This window comes from Vallitaleaceae bacterium 9-2 (genome assembly GCA_038396585.1).
GTDB lineage: Bacteria > Bacillota > Clostridia > Lachnospirales > Vallitaleaceae > UBA1351.
This window is the reverse complement of record CP121691.1, coordinates 2,228,159-2,250,032: the sequence shown is the minus strand read 5'-3', so window position 1 is coordinate 2,250,032 and position 21,874 is coordinate 2,228,159. Positions and strand designations below refer to the sequence as shown.

Sequence of the window (21,874 nt, the reverse complement as noted above, 5' to 3'; positions counted from 1 at the left end):
AATATAAAGAATATAGGAGAGTTGATATGCGATTAGTTGTAGATAGTTCGAGCGATTTGCCTAAAGAGATCATTGAAAAGTATAATATTCATGTGATTCCATTGACGGTTTCAATCGATGGAGATGACTATAAAGATGGTATTGACATTACATCCACAGAGTTTTATGCACGTCTTGAAAAAAGTGTTAATCCACCCAAGACATCTCAGGTTGTCCCGGAGCAATTTATTGAAGCTTTTCAAGAAATTTTACAAGAAGATGAAGAGATTTTATGTATTACAATAGGTTCGCCGGCAAGTGGTACATGTCAATCGGCATTTCTTGCAAGACAAGAGGTTGACCCTAATCGTATTACTGTCATTGACAGTAATGGTCTGTGTATGGGAACAGGATATCTGGTTATCTTAGCGACACGTATGCTAGATGAGGGCAAGACGCGTGAAGAGATTGCAGCAGCTTTGGAACCATTGACTCAAAACAAGATAGAGCATCTATTTTGTGTGGACACATTAGAATACCTTAAAAAAGGTGGGAGAATTCGTGCGTCAAAGGCATTTGTAGCTGAGATTTTGAATATTAAGCCGATCTTAAATGTTCAAGATGCTTTGACACAAACGATAGGAAAAGTTCGAGGGCGCAAAAAAATTATTCCATTTTATCTAGCACATATAGAAAATACAATGGATTTTGAAGCAAGTCCATTTTTATCGGTAGCACATAGCATGGACGAGCCTTTTGCTCGAGAGTTTATTCAAGCCTTTAAGGAAAAGTTTGATTGGGACAAGCCAATATATATATCAGAGTTGGGCGCAACTATCGGAACGCATGCTGGTCCAGGTGTATTAGCAGCATTCTATGTAAAAAAATAAAACAAAATGCATCATAAGCTTATAGAAATATAGGCTTCATAGTGGAGGAAATAAAGAATGAAAAAAACAATGATACTAGCCATTATTGGGGCGATGACATTGACAGTGTCAAGTTGTGGCAAGGATGCCACTCAAGATGCATATGACAATGTGGGCATTGAACAGGCAAGTGAGCAAGCACAAGGCAGTGCTGACTTAGTTCAATCAGATGTGGAGACAGAGACAAATCTTGAGCAAGAACAAGATGCGAATGAAGTATCAGATGCAACACAAGAAGAAAATCCAGAAGAAAATATAGAAGAACCCGAAGAAACACAGACGTATGTTCTTGCGAGTGAAATGGTTGATTATGGTATTGAAGCGTTGATGGCTATTGAAGGGGAACTTGTAGAAGATGAGCAGTTAAACACCTCTTTAGAAGAATTAATGCACCAGTTTTATTATAATTATTTTTTTACACCAAGTATAAATCCAGAGACAGGGGTTATTGAAGCTTCAAACATGGCGCTTTTTGCAATATCATACATTATGCAGCATGATTATGAAGGACTAGCATTTGATTATGCGACCTATGAATTAACCATCCCAAGAGAGCATGTGGCTAAAATTGTGGCTGAGTTTTTCCAACGTGAATTAGATGTTCACGGAAGTCATGAAGCCTTTAACGTCGTATATGATGAAGAAAAAGAATGTTACACAGTTATTATTGAAGATGATCAGTGGGAAGTCAACTTGACCTTAAATGAAGTTCGCCGTTTAAATGACACGACGTATCGAATCATCTGTGATCTTCCAAGAAAAACCAGTGGATTGGTTGAACATCAGATTGAGTCGATTGTAACAATTGAAAAGGATACGCCGATTGTTATATATTATAAAATTCGCGAAGCGCAACAAGCAACAGAAGAAACAGCAGAAGAAGAGACAGTGACAGAAGAATAAATTAGAGGAGGAACATTATGTCTACAAACTATGATTTTAAGCAGATTGAAAAAAAATGGCGAACATACTGGAGCGAGCATCCAATCAATGAGCCAAGTGAAGGAAAAGAAAACTATTATTGCCTTGATATGTTTCCCTATCCATCAGGAAGTGGGTTGCATGTAGGACATTGGCGTGGGTATGTACTAAGTGATGTATGGAGCCGCTATAAAATTCTGCAAGGATATCATGTACTTCATCCAATGGGATGGGACGCGTTTGGTCTTCCTGCTGAAAACTATGCGATAACTATGGGTGTACACCCTGCAAAATCAACAGAAGAGAATGTTGCCAATTTTAAAAAACAATTAAAAGAAATTAGCGCAGTATATGATTGGTCAAAAGAACTTAATACAACAGATCCAAAATTCTACAAATGGACACAATGGATTTTTGTAAAAATGTTTAAAGAAGGATTGGCATATGAAAAAGAGATGCCCATTAACTGGTGTCCATCATGTAAAACAGGTTTGGCAAACGAAGAGGTTGTCAATGGTGAATGCGAACGTTGCGGTTCAGAAGTAACCAAGAAAAATCTTCGCCAATGGATGTTAAAAATTACTGCATATGCAGAACGTTTACTTGAAGATTTAGATAAATTGGAATGGCCGGACAAAGTTAAAAAAATGCAGGCAGATTGGATTGGAAAATCTTATGGTGCAGAAGTTGACTTTAAACTTGAAGGTCATGATGAGACCATTCGTGTCTTTACAACACGCCCAGATACGTTATATGGTGCGACATTTATGGTGCTTGCACCAGAACATGGTCTTGTTCCAGAATTAACATCGGATGAGCAAAAAGCAGCTGTTGAAAAATATGTATTTGATGCATCAATGAAGTCCAATGTTGACCGTATGCAAGACAAAGAAAAAACAGGGGTCTTTACAGGTAGCTATGCTATTAATCCGTTAAATGGTGAAAAATTACAAGTTTGGATTTCTGATTATGTGCTAGCAGATTATGGTACAGGTGCTATCATGTGTGTACCAGCCCATGATGAACGTGACTTTGCATTTGCAAAAACATTTAACCTTCCAATTGTTCAGGTTATTGCTAAAGATGGTATTGAAGTCGAGCTTGAAGAAGCTTATACCGAAGTCGGAGTGATGATTAATTCTGGAGAGTTCAATGGAATGGCTTCAGATGAGACGAAAGAAAAAGTAGGCGATTACTTAGAAGAAAAAGGTATCGGTACAAAAACCGTTAACTACAAATTGCGTGACTGGGTCTTCTCACGACAACGTTATTGGGGAGAACCGATTCCAATTGTCCATTGTCCATATTGTGGTATTGTTCCTGTACCGGAGGAAGAATTACCTGTTGTACTTCCGGAAGTGGAAAGCTATGAACCAACAGGTACAGGCGAATCACCACTTGCAGCTATTGACGAGTGGGTCAATACAACATGCCCGGCATGTGGTAAGCCGGCAAAACGTGAGACAAACACAATGCCGCAATGGGCTGGGTCGTCATGGTATTTCTTGCGCTATGTTGATGTTGATAATGACAATGAAATTGTAGCAAAAGAAATTGCAAAAAAATGGCTGCCAGTCGATATGTATGTGGGTGGTATTGAGCATGCCGTGTTACATTTATTGTACTCTCGTTTTTATACCAAGTTCTTATATGATATAGGTGTGGTTGACTTTGAGGAACCCTTTAAACGCCTTTTCAACCAGGGAATGATCTGTAAAAATGGTGCTAAGATGAGTAAGTCGAAGGGGAATGTTGTATCTCCAGATGAACTCGTAGAAAACTATGGTTGCGACTCCTTAAGAATGTATGAGCTCTTTGTCGGTCCACCAGAATTAGATTCTGAATGGGATGACCGAGGTATCGAAGGGGTTTATCGCTTTATGAATAAAGTGTGGAACCTTGTAGCAGAAAACATAGGCAAAACTGTAGAGCGAACCAAAGAATTAGAAAAACTTCATCATACGTTAATCTATGAAGTAACAGATCGATTGAATAAATTTAATTTAAATACAACGGTCAGTGCATTTATGGAATATACGAACAAATTGAGCCAATATGCTCGTGAACATGATGGGGTTGACCAAGAAACACTTAAAGATATTGCACGACTGTTAGCACCGTTTACACCTCATATGGCAGAAGAGTTATGGTCTCAACTAGGAGAGACAACTAGTGTCTTTGAAAATGGTTGGCCAGAATATGATACCGAAAAAATGAAGGAAGATCAAATTACAATGCCAATTCAGGTGAATGGGAAAGTACGTGGAACCATTCAAGTGTCTGTTGATGCGACAAAAGATGAGATTTTGGAGCAAGTACGTGCTGAAATCGCATCCAAAATTGAAGGGAAAACAGTGGTTAAGGAAATTGTTGTTCCGAAAAAAATCATTAATATTGTCGTGAAATAAAGGGCAACCATTGACAAGAAGCAATCTGTTGTATAAAATTACATTAAAGTGCAATAATATAACTGAAATTCTAATGACAATCGAAAGGAAAAAATATGGATTATTTAAACCATTTTGAACAACTAGTTAAGAAACAACTTGAACGTGTTGAAGCAATGAAACAACAGCAAGATTTTGTGGACTATAGTCAATTAGACAAGATTGTAATTGGTACAGTTGGAGGCGATGGGATCGGTCCTGCAATCACTGCCCAAGCAGAGCGAATTTTAGCTTATCTTTTAGCAGATGAGATCAAAGCGGGTAAAGTTGAGATTCGAACTATTGAAGATTTGACAATTGAAAAAAGAGCTGAAGTGGGACAAGCCATTCCAGATTCTGTACTTGTAGAATTAAAAAAATGTGATGTTATATTAAAAGGCCCAACAACGACACCACGTAAAGGTGACAAATGGCCAAATATCGAAAGTGCCAATGTGGCGATGCGAAAAGAATTGGACTTATTTGCTAATGTTCGTCCTGTAAATGTTCCGGAAGAAGGTATTGACTGGACATTTTTCCGTGAGAATACAGAAGGAGCATATGTACTTGGAAGTGAAGGCGTAAATATTAGCGATGATTTGGCCTTTGACTTTAAAGTCATTACAACTCAAGGAGCTGAACGAATTATTCGTGCAGCATTCGAGTTTGCGAAAAAGAATAATAAAAAACGCGTGACTTGTGTTACAAAAGCCAATGTTATTAAAACAACGGATGGGAAATTCCTAGATGTCTTTAATGAAGTTGCAAAAGAATATCCTGGAATAGAAGCGGATGATTGGTATATCGATATCATGACAGCTAAACTTGTAGATGAAAAACGAAGAAAAGATTTTCAAGTGATGGTGTTGCCAAATCTTTATGGGGACATATTAACGGATGAAGCGGCTGAATTCCAAGGTGGAGTAGGAACAGCAGGAAGCGCAAACCTTGGTAAGCGTTATGCTATGTTTGAAGCTATTCATGGCTCAGCACCAAGAATGGTTGATGAAGGGCGTGACATCTATGCAGATCCGTCAAGTATTATTCGTGCAGGAGCGATGTTGTTAAATCACATCGGATACACTCAAGAGGCAGATAAATTATTTAAAGCATTAGAGATTTGTGGTCAAACAGAAAAGAAAATCGCATTAACAGGTCGTGATACTGGAGCGACAAGTGCTGAATATGCAGATTACTTAATGGAAACCATTGAAAAACTATAAATAATATCATAATTAAAAGAGATGTAGCCCATGGGCTGCATCTCTTTTTGTTCATCTCTTGGAAAGCCCTACATATAAAGTGTATCTATTATTGTAAGGATTCCCATGTATTAAGTTTATCTTCAAGTTCGACTTCGAGTGAGTTTTTTTCTTTCATTAGAGAATTGGATAACTCGTAATTTGAAAAAACATCCTCTTGAGTCAACTCTTCATCAATGGCTTGCATACGTTCTTCGATATCTGAGATATCTTGTTCGAGCTGTTCGATTTGATTTTGAAGTTTGCGTTCTTCTTTTTGCTGTTGCTTCATACGCTCCCAGTTTTGCTTATTAAGGGAATTGGCTTGAACATCGGTGATGTTTTCTTTGTCCGCAGCATTTTGCTGTTCTTTTTTTTCAATATAATAATCATAATTTCCGTGATATTCTTTGATATGCTTTTGATCAAGTTCCCAAACCTTGGTAGCCACTCGATTAATAAAATATCGGTCATGAGAGATGAATAAAATCGTTCCACTATAATGACGCAATGCCTTTTCAAGAACCTCTTTTGAGACCATATCTAAATGGTTTGTCGGTTCGTCGAGTAACAAGAAGTTACCTTTAGCGAGCATTAACTTAGCTAAGGATAGTCGACCTTTTTCGCCGCCGGATAATGTGCCAACCTGTTTAAATACATCGTCTCCGGTGAATAAAAAAGCAGCTAAGAGGTTACGGATTTTACTCATTTCCATGGTCTCAAAATCTTCGGCGATTTCCTCAACCAAAGTTAAGGATTCATTAAGAGTGGAATGTTCTTGGTCATAATAGGCAATCTCAACTGAATGACCAATGTGGGCTAAACCTTTAATAGGCTTTAATTCTCCTAGTAATAATTTAAGAAGTGTTGATTTTCCGGTCCCGTTTTTCCCGATTAAGGCAATACGTTCGCCCTTATATATATTAAGGCTTGTATCTGAAAACAAAGGAACGTTATCATAGCCTAGTGCGAGCTCTTCTAGCTTTAGGACATCCATACCACTTTCTCTTTTGGGGTGAAGTGTTAAGCGCATATTGTCCTTAAGCTCTGTAGGTTTTTCGAGTGGATCAAGCTTTTCAAGTGCTTTTTCACGGCTAGCCGCTCGTTTGATGAATTTTTCTTGATTAAAGGAACGTAATTGTTTTATAATAGCTTCTTGACGCTTAATTTCGGCTTGTTGCTCTTCATAGTGCTTGGTTGCAATATACTGATTAAACTCCTTTTTTTGTACATAAGCGGTATAGTTTCCTTGATAGACATGTGCCTTACCCAGTTCAATATCAACAATCTTGTGTACAATTCGGTCGAGAAAATACCGGTCATGGGAGATAATCAGAAGCGTCCCTTTATAGTTGTTTAGGTAGCCCTCTAACCAGCGAATAGCCTCTAAGTCCAAGTGGTTTGTCGGCTCATCCAAAAATAGTAATGAGGGTTGAATAAGTAGCAAGCGTCCAAGGGCAAGACGCGTCTTTTGTCCACCGGAGAGGGTGGATACTTGTTGATTCCAACTGGACTCAGAAAATCCTAGACCCTTTAAGATGCCTTTGATTCGGCTTTCATAGCTATACCCATCAATCGCTTCAAAATCTTCAATAGCCTTGTGATAATCGTGAAGGGTTTTTTGATCAGGGGTAGCCAGAGTCATCTGCTGTTCAAAGGCTTTTATCGCAGTGTCAAGAGCGAGTAGGTCAAGGTCAGCAGAGTGTAATTCATCATATACGGTTTTCTCAGATGTATAATCTATAGTTTGGGACAGATAACCAATAGTTGTACCGTTTTTTACAAAAATGTCCCCGGCATCGGGAGTCAGTTCACCAGTTAAAACCTTAAAAAGTGTTGTTTTTCCGGCACCATTGACACCGACAATGGCGGTAGGTTCATTTTCGTTGACATGAAAAGAGACGTTTTTAAGAATCTTTTCAGAGATATATGAAAATTCAATATTTTGACATGATAATAACATACGATTCATCCTCCTAAATTCTATATTATAATAGCATTGTTAAGCGATAAGTTCAATTCATATTTGACAGTGATTTAACAAAAGGATATAATTAAAAAAATGAATAAAATGAAATAGGAGGCATTATAATGTCAAATAATCATAAAGAAGAAATGAAAAGGATATCAACGGCGGTAATTAAACGACTTCCGAGATACTATCGATATCTTGGTGAATTATTGGAAAATGATGTCGTAAGGATTTCATCAAAAGAGTTAAGCCAACGTATGAACGTAACCGCATCTCAAATACGACAAGATTTAAATAATTTTGGTGGGTTTGGTCAACAAGGGTATGGATATAACGTTGAATTTTTGTACAGTGAAATCGGTAAAATATTAGGCCTTGAAAAGACGTATAATATTATTATTGTAGGATCAGGTAACTTGGGACAAGCATTAGCTAATTACATTGATTTTGAAAAAAGAGGATTTGTCATCAAAGGGCTCTTTGATGTGAACCCACGTCTTATAGGGATACAAGTTAGAGGAATTGAGATTCAAGATATTGACCAAATGGAAGAATTTGTCAAGAATAATCATATTGATATTGCCGTCTTGACATTACCAAAGCAAAAAGCACCAAAGATTGCTAATGATTTGGCAGAGTGGGGAATAAAAGGGCTATGGAACTTTGCACCCATTGATTTAAAAATAAAAAATGAGAATGTCATTGTAGAAAATGTTCATTTGGCAGAGAGCTTAATGACATTATCCTATCGTGTAAAAGATCAGTTGGAATAGAGGATGTCTATGGCTTGGTTTAACAAAAATAAGCAAATTCATATTGATAAAAAGACCCATCTATTGGTCTTGGATCAAAAATGGCATGAACTGTTCAAGGATAATAAACCGGGCAAGGTGATTGCTTTAGAAAAAAAACTCAATTCTTTGCTTAAAGAACAAGGAAAGTTGACAACAGAATCTAAAGAATACTATAATCTGAAGAAAAAGATAATGCAAGATATTGTTGATGGTATGAGTCTTGCGACTTCCGATAATGAAAAAGCAGCTTATCATAAGATGGAGAAAAATCGACGCTACATAGAAGAAATCAATGATAAGCTAAAACAATATGAAAAACGACTAGACCAATTACCTATAAAAATTGATCAGACGAATAGGGAGTTGGTCTCGGTTACGATGAATATTTTTTATTTAGAGATGTTAGAAGTACGTAAAAAAGCCCAAAAGCATGATGAAAATGTGCAAAAGCTTCGTGAAGAAATCAAAGAAGAGATTATCATTCGTGATGAAACCAAAGAGCGCTCGGATGCTTTGTATTCATTTATTCATGATGTAGTGGGTAGTGATATTATTGAACAATATGATGAGTATTATTTGAAAGGAAATGAAAAATAATATGATCATAGGAGTAGGAACGGATTTAATTGCTGTTGAACGCATTCAAAAGGCAAGCGCAAAAGAGGGATTCTTGAATCGTTATTTTTCTGATAACGAGATAGAATTATTTGAACGACATCAAATGAACCCGCAAAAAATTGCGGGTAATTTTTGTGTGAAAGAATCTGTAGTCAAAATGTTTGGAACGGGATTTAAAGGCATTAATCTTATTGATATAGAAGTACTAAGGGATGAATGGGGAAAACCCTATGTCGTCTTGTACGATAGTGCATTAAAGATGCAGCAAAATTTAAAAATTGATTCAATACATGTTTCAATTTCCAACACAAAAGATTATGTGACAGCAGTAGCGATTGGAGAACGATTGCGACAGGAATTTTTATAAAAAAGGAGTTTGACATGTTTGCGGTAAAAGGTTTTGAAATGCAAAAAATGGATCAATACATGATAAATAACGTAGGTGTTCCTAGTGCAGTGCTTATGGAGAATGCTGCCAAATCCATTGTGGATGAACTGAGTGAGTTGTATCCACTGAATCAATATCATCAGCGAAGAATCACAATTGTGTGCGGAACAGGCAACAATGGTGGAGATGGGATTGCTATTGGGCGATGGCTGATACACTTGGGATACAAAGTTCAGTTCATTCTGGTTGGAAAACGTGAGCGAACCTCAAAGGACCATCAGCTTCAAATGGAAATTTTAAAGGCGCTGTTAAAGGGGAGCGATTCGGATTCCATCCTGTGGGTGGATGAAGATAGCTTTGATGCGAATCAGACGATGATAAAACACGTGTTGTGCCATAGCATCTTGACATTAGATAGCCTACTAGGTACCGGATGCAACCGTACAGTATCCATACTTTTAAAAGAAATTATTGAATTGATGAATGAACATTCTGAGACAATCATTTCGGTCGACATACCTTCGGGAATTAATAGTGATAACGGCAAGGTCATGGGAGCGGCAATTGATGCCGATATTACATATACCTTTTCCATGCCAAAGATAGGATCAATTCTTTTTCCGGGGACAAAATATAGCGGAAAGCTTGTTGTTAAAGATATTGGCATTTTTGAGGAGGCCCAGAAAGTACTCTCCCAAAAAGTAGAAATCCTAGATCAAGACACACTTAAGCAAGCGGTTAAGCAAGGCGCCTTTAAGCGTCAGGAAAACAGTCACAAAGGGATGTTTGGTACGTTAGGAATTATTGCTGGTGATTCCCAAATGCTGGGGGCAACAATACTTGCAGTAAAAGCGGCATATCGGGTTGGCGCAGGGTTGGTAAAAGTTTTTGTTGATACATCCGATGCGCAGATTCTTTTGGCTCAGGTTCCTGAATGTGTAATTGTAAAAAAGGATTCTTCAAAGGCAATGTCTGAGCAGTTAGATGCGTTTATTAATCAAGTTGACGTTATTGCTATTGGTCCAGGATTGTCCCAATCCAATCATGCACACAATCTAGTGCATTATCTCATGCAATGTGATAAAAAAATAATTTTTGATGCAGATGCACTAAATATTATTGCGAAAAATATGGAGTGGCTTGAAGAAAAGAAATGTGAATGTATAATAACGCCACATATTGGTGAGATGTCTAGGTTGACTGGATACTGTTCATCTGGTATTCTTGAAAATCCTATTCACTTTGCTTTGGCCATGTATAAAAAATATAATGTTGTAACTGTGTTAAAGAGTGCACGAACTGTTGTAGCCCCTTATAACGATCAAGTATATATTAATACGTTGGGTAACCCCGGCATGTCAACAGCCGGCTCAGGAGATGTTCTTGTGGGTGTTATCGGTGGATTAGCAGTACAACGCCACTGCCTATCAGATGCGGCAAAGTATGGAGTGCTGTTACATTCATATGCGGGCGATTATTATGTTAGTGAAAAAAACATGCCATCATTGATGGCTTCAGACCTTATTGAATGCCTATGGAAAGGGTTGTAATATGGAGACAATATATCATCGCGTGTATGCAAAGGTGAATTTGGATGCGATACGTGCGAATCTAAAATCTATTCGAGAATATGTTAATCATGAAATGCAGCATAAAGTAAAGATTATGGCGGTTGTTAAGGCGGATGCCTATGGGCATGGTGCGATACCCATCAGTCGTGAGCTTGAAAAACTGAATGTTGATTATATTGCAGTAGCTATCTATCAAGAAGGAATTCAACTGAGAGAAGAAGGGGTTAAAGTACCTATTCTTGTCCTAGGAAATACTCATGAAGACGCATTTGAAGATTTGGTGCGCTATGACTTGACCCAAACGGTGTATTCAACTAAGTTGGGAGAAAAACTGAACCGATTTGGAGAGCGTCTAGGAGAAAAAGTGCGTATACATGTCAAAGTTGATACAGGTATGGGACGGTTGGGCTTTCGACTTTTAGGTAAGAGTATGGATACTTCCGTCCAAGAAATTATTGATTTGACAAAGTGTGAGTATCTAAGGTGTGAAGGAATATTTACACATTTTTCTAAAGCTGACGAAGTAGATTTTTCATATACGCATATGCAAGTAGAGCTGTTTGAACACTTGCTAAACCGATTAAAAGCCCAGGGTATAGAATTCCCACTTGTTCATGCATCCAATAGTGCAGGGCTGATTGATCATCAATGTGCACGGTTTAATATGGTTCGAACCGGGATTGCCTTATATGGATTATATCCGTCAGACACGGTAAATCATGGGATACGACTTGAACCGGCGCTTTCAATTATCAGCCGAATTATTTTTTTGAAAGAGGTCGAAAAAGATGAGTATATAAGTTATGGAGGTATCTTTAAGACGAATAGAACTTCTAAGATAGCGACAGTACCTATAGGCTATGCCGACGGATATTCAAGAGCTTTATCAAACAAAGGACGCGTTTTAATTCGTGGACAATATGCACCGGTGGTCGGACGTGTATGCATGGACCAGATGCTTGTAGATGTTACCGATATTGAAGGCGTTACTGAAGATGACGCAGTGATTTTGATTGGAGAATCCAACGAACAACATATCTATGTAGAAGAATTAGCAACACATATGAATACAATTAACTATGAAGTACTTTGTTCCATTGGAAAAAGAGTGCCTCGAATCTATATGAAGGAGAATAAAGTCGTTGAAATAATTGACTACTTTTAGAGAACAATTAATGAAAAATACAGAATTTTACAAAAAACTATTTGCTATTGCAGTACCGATTACCCTACAACAACTTATTATTTCGTCACTAAACTTAATTGATACTTTTATGATTAGTTCCTTAACAAAGGAAGCAATCGCAGGTGTTGGTGCAGCGAACAAAGTCTTTTTTCTATTAAACCTTTTTCTTTTTGGAATGAGCAGTGGATCTTCCATATTAACAGCACAGTTTTGGGGAAAAAAAGATGTGGAAAATATCAAAAAAGTCTATGGACTTTCTTTAACCTTTGCACTAGGTGGAGGATTGCTCTTTACTATTGTGGCTATACTCTTGCCACAACAGGTCATGAGTATATTTTCCACAGATGCGCAGGTAATTATCGAAGGAGCAAATTACCTGAGAATTGTTGGATTTAGTTACCTTTTCACAGCTGTAACCTTTTCAACCATGTTCGTACTTCGAAGTACAAATTATGTGAAGCTTCCGCTTTTTGTAACGATGGTTGCCATTTCGGTGAATACCTTTTTAAACTGGGTATTGATCTATGGTAATATGGGCTTCCAACCTATGGGTGTAGAAGGAGCTGCTACTGCTACATTAATTGCTAGAACCCTAGAGTGTTTTATGCTGGTCGGGCTGTCAAACTACTATAAGTTACCGCCGTCAGGCAAGTTAAAAACCCTATTTAGCTATAATAAAAATTTGGCAAAGCATTTTTCCAAGATTGCAATGCCAGTGGTTATCAATGAAATCCTTTGGTCAACAGGTGTAACCATGTATGCAGTTGTGTATGGACGTATGGGAACCGATGCTATGGCAGCCATGACCATTACACAGACCATTGAACAGATTATTTTTGTTGTCTCTGTAGGAGTTGGTAATGCAAGTGCGGTTATGCTTGGTAACTCTTTGGGAGCAATGGAAGGTGAAAAAATCTATGATGAAGCCGTACAGTTTGTAAAAATCAACTTCTTGCTGGGTGCGTTTATGGGAATCATCATTATACTTTCAGCACCACATATTGCTGGAATATATAGTGTTCCACCTATAGTAAAATATAATATTATCGGTTCCTTATCGGTGTTTGGAATGTATACTATGGTAAAAAGTGTGAACTTGGTTATTATCGTTGGAATTTTACGCAGTGGTGGCGATACTATTTTTGCCGCGGCACTAGATGGCATTGCGGTATGGGGACTAGGTGTTCCATTAGCAATACTCACCGGTTTAGTTTTAAAATGGGATCTACCTTATGTCTATGCAGCCATTCTTTTTGAAGAAATGGCAAAATTCAGTTTTGGAATCAAACGTATGAAGTCTAAGCGTTGGATGAACAATCTTGTTGAACACTAAGAATCATGATAGAATAAGGGCTAATGCATATATAAATAATAAATATGATGAATAGGAGCTGAAAAAAATGGCAGGACATTCAAAGTTTGCAAATATAAAACATAAAAAAGAAAAAAATGATGCAAAAAAAGGAAAGATTTTTACTAAAATAGGACGAGAGATTGTAGTGGCTGTCCGTCAAGGGGGACCAGACCCAAGTTTGAATTCATCCCTTAACGATGTCATTAATAAGGCGAAGTCCAACAATATGCCCAATGATACAATTACGCGGGCAATAAAACGTGCTTCTGGTGAAGGCGGTAATGTTGAATATGAACGTATTGTCTATGAAGGTTACGGTATTTCGGGAGTGGCAGTTATGGTGGAGTGCTTAACCGATAATAAAAATCGAACAGCGGCAAATGTTCGTCATGGGTTTTCAAAGTATGGTGGAAACCTTGGGACTACAGGATGTGTAAACTATTTATTTGATAAAAAGGGACAGATTGTCCTTGAAAATGCTACGGATATCGATGAGGACACCTTAATGATGCTTGTGCTTGATGCAGGAGCAGAAGATATCGATATTGATGAGGAAGGGATTGAAATCATTACAGAACCGGAACAATTTAGCCAAGTGTATCAAGCACTGATTGAACAAGGCTATGAAATACTGTCGGCTGAAGTTGCACAGATTCCTCAAACTACAGTGACATTATCGGAAGAAGAGAGTAAAGAAATGGAAAAAATGCTTGAACATCTTGAAGAGGATGATGATGTTCAGAATGTATTCCATAATTGGGAGATGGAAGATTAAATGGATAAAATATCAAGAATGCGAGCGCTTGTTGGTCAACTTGATCAGGCGTCGCGTTCATATTATCAGGAAAATCAAGAAATCATGTCAAACTTTGAGTATGATCGATTATATGACGAACTTGTTGCGTTGGAAGAGCAGACAGGAACAATCCTCGCTGGAAGTCCAACACAAAAAGTTGGTTATGAACTTTTAACTCAACTACCCAAAGAAGAGCATGCGTATCCGATGCTAAGTCTGGATAAGACAAAAGATCAAGAGGCGCTTAGTCAATGGTTGAAAGATCAAGAAGGAATACTTTCGTATAAGCTGGATGGATTAACCATTGTACTGACGTATGAAGAGGGACAACTGCTTAAAGCGGTGACGCGAGGCAATGGGATTGTTGGTGAGGTAATCACCAATAATGCCAAGCAATTTAAGAACCTTCCACTCACCATACCGTATAAAGGACGCTTGTTGCTACGAGGGGAAGCTGTAATACGCTACTCAGATTTTGAAGCGATCAATCAAATGCTTGAAGTGGAAAACCAATACAAAAACCCACGTAATCTTTGCAGTGGATCGGTGCGCCAGCTTAATAGCGAAATTACCGCTAGACGGCATGTGCGCTTTTACGGTTTTACGATGATCTATAGTGATCATCAAGAACAGTTTAGTAAAAAAAGCGAAGAACTCGAATGGATAATTGACCAAGGATTTGAATGTGTAGATTATCAACTTGTACGAGCAGAAAACATAGAGTCGGCCATCGATAAATTTGCTGCAGGACTTGAAGCGAATGACGTTGCATCGGATGGTCTAGTCTTAACCTATAATGATAAAGCGTATAGTCAAAGCCTAGGAGCAACATCAAAATTTCCTCGAGATACTATGGCCTATAAATGGCAAGATGAAATACGCGACACTGTCTTAGAAGAAGTGTTTTGGAGTGCTTCACGTACGGGACTCATTAACCCGGTAGCTATTTTTAAACCGGTCGACCTTGAAGGAACACAGGTTTCACGGGCTAGCTTGCATAATATCAGCATAGTAGAAAAATTGGAATTAGGTATTGGGGATACCATCCAAGTGTATAAAGCGAATATGATTATTCCGCAAATTGCTGAGAACCTGACACGAAGCAATCAACTAACGATTCCTACAATCTGTCCGGTGTGCTATGAACAGACCGAGATAAAAGATGTTAATGACATAAAAGTGCTCTATTGTATGAACCGAGAATGTCCTGCAAAAAAAGTGAAGGCATATGCCCACTTTGCCTCAAGAAATGCGATGAACATTGAAGGTTTATCAGAAGCCACACTTGAAAAACTGATTCAGCTTGGGCTGGTTCATGAATATGCAGATCTATTTAAATTAGATGATGCACTAAAAAAAGAGAAGATTATTGCACTGGATGGCTTTGGAGAAAAATCGTATCAGAACTTGATTGATTCCATCCATATTGCGCGTAAAGTGAAGCTGGCGAACTTTATTTATGCACTTGGCATTTTACATGTTGGATTAAGTAATGCAAAGCTTTTATCTGCCGCCTTTGACCATGATTTGGAGCGGATTCGCAGTGCATCTGTTGAAGCTTATGAAGCTATCGAAGGCTTTGGTCAAGTAATAGCAAAATCTCTGTACACTTATTTTCACGATGAACATTTTATGCAGATACTAGACCATTTGCTTGAAGAAGTAGAATTTGAAACTGTTGAGATGGAAGTGATGAAGGAGACGATTAACGGAAAAACTTTTGTTATTACCGGCTCCTTAGAACATTATACTAATCGTGAAGCTCTAAAATTGGAGATAGAGCGTTTTGGCGGAAAAGTTACCGGCAGTGTATCTAAAAACACAGATTATCTAATTAACAATGATGTGGCTTCGAATTCGTCAAAAAATAAAAAAGCCAAAAGTTTGAATATACCCATTATTAGCGAGCAAGACTTTAAAGCGCTCATTGAATAATGATTAACACTGTGATACAATAAAGCATTATATTATAGAAACGGAGGGTAAGGATGAAAATCACAAAAGACCAAGTTGAACATGTGGCACACTTAGCCCGTTTAAGCCTTACAGAAGAAGAAAAGGTTCAGATGACAAAAGATATGGAAATGATTCTGGAGTTTGCAGATCAGATCAATGAATATACGTTTGAAGATGTCAATGCAACGGCGCATGTTATTCCGATTAACAATGTTTTTCGTGAAGATGAAGTATTGCCTTCAATGGAGCGCGATATTTTGTTGGAGAATGCACCGAGCAAACAAGACGGATGTTATAACGTACCGAAAGTTGTAGAATAGGAGGCTTGATATGAAGACAGTATTAGATATGGCAACACAATTAAAGAACAAAGAAGTCAGTAGTCTCGAGCTTGTTGAGTCGTATATAGCGCGTGTTCATAAGACAGAACAAAAGGTTAATGCGTTTTTACACATGGATGAAGAGAAAATTAAAGCACAAGCACAAGCAATTGATAATAGACGAATCCAAGGCGAAGCTTTATCTTCATTGGCTGGAATTCCTATCAGTATCAAAGATAACATTTGTACACAAGGAATTCCCACAACATGTGCTTCAAAAATGCTAGAGACATTTGTTCCTCCCTATAGTGCAACTGTGGTGAATAAAATTCAAGCCAACGATATGATTTTATTTGGAAAGCTTAACATGGATGAGTTTGCGATGGGATCATCAACTGAAAATAGCGCATATAAGATTACACGTAATCCATGGAACCTTGAGCATGTTCCAGGAGGAAGTTCCGGCGGATCGGCAGCAGCTGTAGCAGCGATGATGACACCACTGGCACTGGGGTCAGATACAGGAGGTTCAATTCGTCAACCAGCCAGCTACTGTGGAGTTGTGGGATTAAAGCCTACCTATGGTCGTGTGTCAAGATTTGGGCTTGTTGCATTTGCTTCATCGCTAGATCAGATTGGACCACTAGCCAATAATGTTGAAGATGTGGCTCTTGCAATGAATGTCATCGCAGGACATGATGCTATGGATTCAACAAGTGCACCAATAGAGGCACCGGATTTTACAGCACATCTTAAAGACGCGTTAAAAGGCAAGCGTATTGGTCTTCCACTTGAATTTTTTGGTGAAGGGATTCACCCACAAGTGAAAGCGGCTGTATTAGCAGCGGCAAAAGAATATGAAAAACTTGGCGCCATTGTTGAAGAAGTTCGCTTTGATTTATCGAACCTCTCATTGCCGGCATATTATTTGATTTCCTCAGCGGAAGCTTCTTCAAATCTTGCACGATATGATGGCATAAAATATGGATATCGAACCCCTGAATTTGATAATCTGTTAGATTTGTATCAAAAGACTCGGGATGAAGCTTTTGGAAAAGAAGTGAAGCGACGTATTATGCTAGGAACTTATGCATTAAGCTCAGGATACTACGACGCATATTATAAAAAAGCACAACAGGTACGTACCTTGATTAAACAAGAGTTTGACCAGCTGTTTGAAAAATATGATGTTCTACTTACGCCGACAGGACCGACAACGGCTTTTCAAGTGGGTGCAAAAACGGATAATCCGGTGGAGATGTATTTAACGGATATATGTACAGTGCCAATTAATATTGCCGGTGTACCTGCAATATCAATAAATTGTGGATTTGATGAAAAAGGGCTTCCCATAGGAATGCAGTTGATTGGAAAAGCATTTGATGAATCAACACTTTTAAATTTTGCGTATCAGTACGAGCAACATGCTAATGTGGAAAAACGAACAGTTGCGATAGGATAGAGGTGTGACCATGGCTTATAAAGATTATGAGATTGTCATTGGACTTGAGGTCCATTCAGAACTTAAGACAAAAAGTAAAATATATTGTAGTTGTACAACCCAGTTTGGCGGTGAGCCTAATACCCATTGCTGTCCTATCTGTACAGGAATGCCAGGAACGTTGCCGGTACTTAATGGAAAAGTGGTTGAGTATGCGATTAAAGCAGGATTAGCAACAAATTGCAGTATCCATCAATTTTCAAAGCAAGACCGAAAAAATTATTTTTATCCAGACTTACCAAAAGCATACCAAACGTCTCAATATGACTTGCCACTATGTTATGAAGGGCATGTTGATATAGAAATCGAAGACCAAGAAAAGCGCATCGGAATTACACGAATCCATATAGAAGAAGACGCCGGAAAACTCATTCATGCAGCAGAAGGGACCTATGTCGATTACAATCGATGTGGAGTTCCACTGATTGAGATTGTAACAGAACCGGATCTGCGTTCACCGGAAGAAATTCGTATCTTTTTGACCAAGCTTCGCTCTATTCTTTTATATACAGACGTCTCAGATTGTCGTATGAACGAAGGATCTTTTCGATGTGATGTTAACTTATCGGTACGCAAAAAAGGCGAAGAAGCTTTTGGAACGCGTACAGAGATGAAAAACATTAACTCCTTTAACTTTGCGGTTAAAGCGGCTGAGTATGAAGCAAAACGTCAGATTAAACTAATCGAAAGTGGTGGAACAGTTGTTCAAGAAACACGTCGTTGGGATGAAGCCAAAGGTGTGACGGTTTCTATGCGAAGTAAAGAAGAAGCTCATGATTATCGCTATTTTCCGGCACCTGATCTTATGCCGATTGTAACAGCGGATGAAGAGATTGACCGAATCAAAGCATCCATCCCCGAACTTCCCGATGTACGGATGCATCGATATATGGAACATGCGGGTCTGTCAAAATACGACAGTGAACTTTTGGTCGCGTCGATGAAGATATCCGATTATTTTGATGATGCTTCTCAATATACTGAAAACAAAAAAACACTTGCAAATATCATTATCTCTGAAGCTTTTTCTCGGATGAATGAAGATGAAAAAGAATTAGGACAAATACCCATCGGAGCCAAAAACCTTGGGAAGCTTGCACACTTAGTGGATACAAATGTGATTAGTTCAAGTATTGCAAAGAAAGTTTTTGCAAAGATGTGGGAGCAAGACGATGATCCGGAAACAATTGTTGAACAAGAAGGCTTAAAGCAAATTAGTGATGATGGTGCGCTACGAACAATGGCAGAAGAAGTTATCGCTAAAAATGATAAAGCCGTGCAAGATTACCTGTCAGGCAAAGAAGCTGCAATTCAAGCACTTATGGGACAAATGATGGCACGTACGAAAGGAAAAGCCAACCCCAAAATGGTGATTGACTTGTTAAAAGAGATTTTGAAAAGTAAAAAATAGGTGAGCGCATGATTTGTGATAAAACAAAGCAGGATATAGAGAAAAACTATATAGATACAATACGGTTAATGATCGAGGCTCAGAGTGTTGAAGAGGCTTTGGATTTGAATATCCGAAAGTATGAACAGGCGCTTGCAACGGATGCGATTGATCAAATTGCCTATTGTATTTACTGCTTTGGTGTCATTGAAGAAACCAAAGGGCATATCCCAAAAGCAATGACATATTATACCCGTGCAACTCGCATATCACGTGAATACAGTATTGAAGAATGCTTAGTCGCGGCATTGAATAATCGTGGCAACATATACTCAGTTCACGGCGAACTGCATCTTGCCATATCCAAATATATTGAAGCATTAACAATTCTCCAAACGTCAAAAGGAGGATTGTGCGAACGTGTAAAGATACTCAATAATATTGGCGTCTTATATATAGAGATGGGTGACTATAAAAAAGCATCCGAATATATGATGGAAGCGCTTGACTTGGTGAAGACGGTAGAAAATGATGAACTAATCGGTAAGATAACGGGGAATCTCACCGAGATTTTTTTGCGTATCAAAGATGTGGAACAAGCAAAAAAATATAATCATGATCACTATAAAGTAGCCATTAAAAATCCCGATGGGCTTGAGAACGCTTTTGTAAAAGTATATGAAGCATTGATATTGAGTAAGGAAAATGCGCCTTGGCAAGAAGTTCAGGAATTATTTGAAGAGGGAATGGTTTACTTTAATGATGATGTGGGACTTATTGATCAATGCGAGATGATTAATCTATTTGCGAGAGAAAGTATTGAACGCGAGCAGTATGAGTTTGCCATTGAATGGCTAGAAGCAATGCTTGTCAGGATTTATGACAAAAATTATCGCAATATTGAAATCACGGCGCTGTCGATGTTAGAAAGCATATACAAAATGCAAAACGATATCCTTCGTGCATATGATACACTCACACGATTATCCAAGGTGAAAGAGTATGCGTATGCACATCTTAAAGAAAAAGAACTGGAACGGGTCAATAAAACCATTGAACGCAGTGAGAATAAAGAAAGTACCGACGCTAGTAATAGAGAATATGATGATGTTCGAAAGCTACAAAAATCAATACAGATTTTAAAAACATTGTCTGAAACGGGAAAATATATTACCTCCTGCACCCGTGTTGATGAACTTGTCGAGACATTTTATCGACAACTTAGAGACATGTTTCCCTTTGATGGTTTTGGAATCGGTATCAAACATCAAAATAACACAAAAATCGATTATTATTACTTTGAATCGAGTGAAGGCGAGATGCACAAGACATCTATTCCTATTCTTAGTAAAAATTATATGATGTCTCTTTGTGTCCAAAACAGTCAAGAAATAATAATCTATGATGCAGATAATGTGTACAACGGTTTCGAAGATGAAGATTCATTTAATGCTGCAATTGCCAAGATTGCCCGTAGGAGTGAGAGTAAATCGATACTGTTTAGCCCTATTGTGTTTGAAAAAGAAACTATGGGTGGCATTACTATGCAATCTGCATCAAAGAACATGTTTACCTATGTAGATCTGGAGAGTTTACGTATTGTTGCTTCGTATGTAGCCATTGCAGTGACAAACATTCTCAGGGCACATGAATTAATTGCTGCAAATGAAAAACTTCGGGAGATGTCCTTAAGAGACAGCCTTACCGATGTATATAATCGTCGTGCATTAGAACAATATATGCAAAATGAGTTTGCATCGCGAGCGGAACGCAATCTACCTGCATGTGCAATGATGTTGGATGTGGATTTTTTTAAACAGTTCAATGATAATTATGGACATGTTCGAGGGGATATTTGCCTACAAGAGATAACCAAAACGTTACATAAAGTCTTGCGGCGTTATCGATATCATGTGTTTCGATACGGGGGAGATGAGTTTTTTATTCTTGTAGAACGCTGTAATAAAGAACAAGCGATTGATGTATTAAAGGCGTTAAATCAACGTATCAAGTTGTTAGATATTATCCATGAACATTCCGAAATATCTTCACGTGTGACAGTATCTATAGGAGCGGTAATTATTGATGCAATGGGCGAAGACTATGCCAAAGTGTTTAATAAAGCGGACCAAGCATTATATAAAGTGAAGGAAAATGGGCGTAACAGTTATCACTTAATCTAAAGAACTCCTTGACAAATCTAATAGGGTAAAGTAATATAGTAATACATATTATGAATAAAATATTAAAATGCTATGACAAGGAAGAGTAGATTAAGGGACTCTATAGAGAGAAGATGATGGTGGAAATTCTTCGAGACAACTTTATTGAAGGTAGCCTTCGAGCAGCGAATTGAAAGGGAAGTCCCAAGTAGAGGAAGCCGGTTGTACACCGTTAATAGACACCATATCGGTTTTTTAGCCTGTATGGATGAGCGCACGCAAGTGAACTTAGGTGGTACCGCGAAGATATACCCTTCGTCCTATATTGGATGAAGGGTTTTGTTGTACTATTAGACAGTTTGCTCTGTTA

At 38.1% G+C, this 21,874-nt stretch carries 17 protein-coding genes and 1 other annotated feature; of the genes, 16 read left to right on the top strand and 1 reads right to left on the bottom strand.

All coding sequences use genetic code 11. The features are described 5' to 3' along the window. Positions 1-26 precede the first annotated feature (26 nt). The 4 genes from QBE53_10605 (at position 27) to QBE53_10590 (ending at position 5,478) form a co-directional block, all read left to right on the top strand. Entirely contained in the window at positions 27-869 is an 843-nt protein-coding gene (locus QBE53_10605) for a DegV family protein (protein WZL80255.1), read from the top strand. Positions 870-926: 57 nt separating this feature from the next. Beyond that, positions 927-1,811: a hypothetical protein gene (locus tag QBE53_10600; GenBank protein WZL80254.1), complete on the top strand. Its 885-nt coding sequence runs from the start codon at positions 927-929 to the stop codon at positions 1,809-1,811. A 17-nt stretch (positions 1,812-1,828) separates the two neighbouring features. Next, positions 1,829-4,237: a leucine--tRNA ligase gene (gene leuS, locus QBE53_10595; GenBank protein ID WZL80253.1), complete on the top strand. Its 2,409-nt coding sequence runs from the start codon at positions 1,829-1,831 to the stop codon at positions 4,235-4,237. Positions 4,238-4,332: 95 nt separating this feature from the next. Further along, on the top strand, positions 4,333-5,478 hold the full coding sequence (locus QBE53_10590) for an isocitrate/isopropylmalate family dehydrogenase (protein WZL80252.1): 1,146 nt from the start codon (positions 4,333-4,335) through the stop codon (positions 5,476-5,478). Between the two features lie 88 nt (positions 5,479-5,566). Here QBE53_10590 and QBE53_10585 read toward each other — a convergent pair whose 3' ends face one another. Next, positions 5,567-7,459, bottom strand: coding sequence for an ABC-F family ATP-binding cassette domain-containing protein (locus QBE53_10585; GenBank protein ID WZL80251.1), 1,893 nt, complete (start codon positions 7,457-7,459; stop codon positions 5,567-5,569). 128 nt (positions 7,460-7,587) lie between these two features. Here QBE53_10585 and QBE53_10580 point away from each other — a divergent pair, with 128 nt between their 5' ends. The 12 genes from QBE53_10580 (at position 7,588) to QBE53_10525 (ending at position 21,525) form a co-directional block, all read left to right on the top strand. Further along, positions 7,588-8,241, top strand: a complete 654-nt coding sequence (locus QBE53_10580; protein WZL80250.1) for a redox-sensing transcriptional repressor Rex — start codon at positions 7,588-7,590, stop codon at positions 8,239-8,241. A gap of 9 nt (positions 8,242-8,250) precedes the next feature. Then, positions 8,251-8,859, top strand: a complete 609-nt coding sequence (locus QBE53_10575; protein WZL80249.1) for a hypothetical protein — start codon at positions 8,251-8,253, stop codon at positions 8,857-8,859. A 1-nt stretch (position 8,860) separates the two neighbouring features. Then, a complete protein-coding gene (acpS, locus tag QBE53_10570) occupies positions 8,861-9,247 on the top strand; it encodes a holo-ACP synthase (protein ID WZL80248.1) in 387 nt (128 codons plus the stop codon). A 14-nt stretch (positions 9,248-9,261) separates the two neighbouring features. Next, positions 9,262-10,818: an NAD(P)H-hydrate dehydratase gene (locus QBE53_10565; GenBank protein ID WZL80247.1), complete on the top strand. Its 1,557-nt coding sequence runs from the start codon at positions 9,262-9,264 to the stop codon at positions 10,816-10,818. A 1-nt stretch (position 10,819) separates the two neighbouring features. Beyond that, positions 10,820-12,004: an alanine racemase gene (gene alr, locus QBE53_10560; protein WZL80246.1), complete on the top strand. Its 1,185-nt coding sequence runs from the start codon at positions 10,820-10,822 to the stop codon at positions 12,002-12,004. Between the two features lie 10 nt (positions 12,005-12,014). Beyond that, positions 12,015-13,358, top strand: coding sequence for an MATE family efflux transporter (locus QBE53_10555; GenBank protein WZL80245.1), 1,344 nt, complete (start codon positions 12,015-12,017; stop codon positions 13,356-13,358). A 67-nt stretch (positions 13,359-13,425) separates the two neighbouring features. Beyond that, positions 13,426-14,154: a YebC/PmpR family DNA-binding transcriptional regulator gene (locus tag QBE53_10550; protein WZL80244.1), complete on the top strand. Its 729-nt coding sequence runs from the start codon at positions 13,426-13,428 to the stop codon at positions 14,152-14,154. Then, positions 14,155-16,110: an NAD-dependent DNA ligase LigA gene (ligA, locus tag QBE53_10545; GenBank protein ID WZL80243.1), complete on the top strand. Its 1,956-nt coding sequence runs from the start codon at positions 14,155-14,157 to the stop codon at positions 16,108-16,110. A 53-nt stretch (positions 16,111-16,163) separates the two neighbouring features. Beyond that, on the top strand, positions 16,164-16,451 hold the full coding sequence (gatC, locus tag QBE53_10540) for an Asp-tRNA(Asn)/Glu-tRNA(Gln) amidotransferase subunit GatC (protein ID WZL80242.1): 288 nt from the start codon (positions 16,164-16,166) through the stop codon (positions 16,449-16,451). A 10-nt stretch (positions 16,452-16,461) separates the two neighbouring features. Then, complete coding sequence (gene gatA / locus QBE53_10535) at positions 16,462-17,913, top strand: Asp-tRNA(Asn)/Glu-tRNA(Gln) amidotransferase subunit GatA (GenBank protein ID WZL80241.1); 1,452 nt, start codon at positions 16,462-16,464, stop codon at positions 17,911-17,913. 10 nt (positions 17,914-17,923) lie between these two features. Next, complete coding sequence (gene gatB / locus QBE53_10530; GenBank protein WZL80240.1) at positions 17,924-19,363, top strand: Asp-tRNA(Asn)/Glu-tRNA(Gln) amidotransferase subunit GatB; 1,440 nt, start codon at positions 17,924-17,926, stop codon at positions 19,361-19,363. A gap of 8 nt (positions 19,364-19,371) precedes the next feature. Further along, positions 19,372-21,525: a GGDEF domain-containing protein gene (locus QBE53_10525; GenBank protein WZL80239.1), complete on the top strand. Its 2,154-nt coding sequence runs from the start codon at positions 19,372-19,374 to the stop codon at positions 21,523-21,525. A gap of 63 nt (positions 21,526-21,588) precedes the next feature. Then, positions 21,589-21,830, top strand: a binding site (T-box leader). Positions 21,831-21,874: the final 44 nt, after the last annotated feature.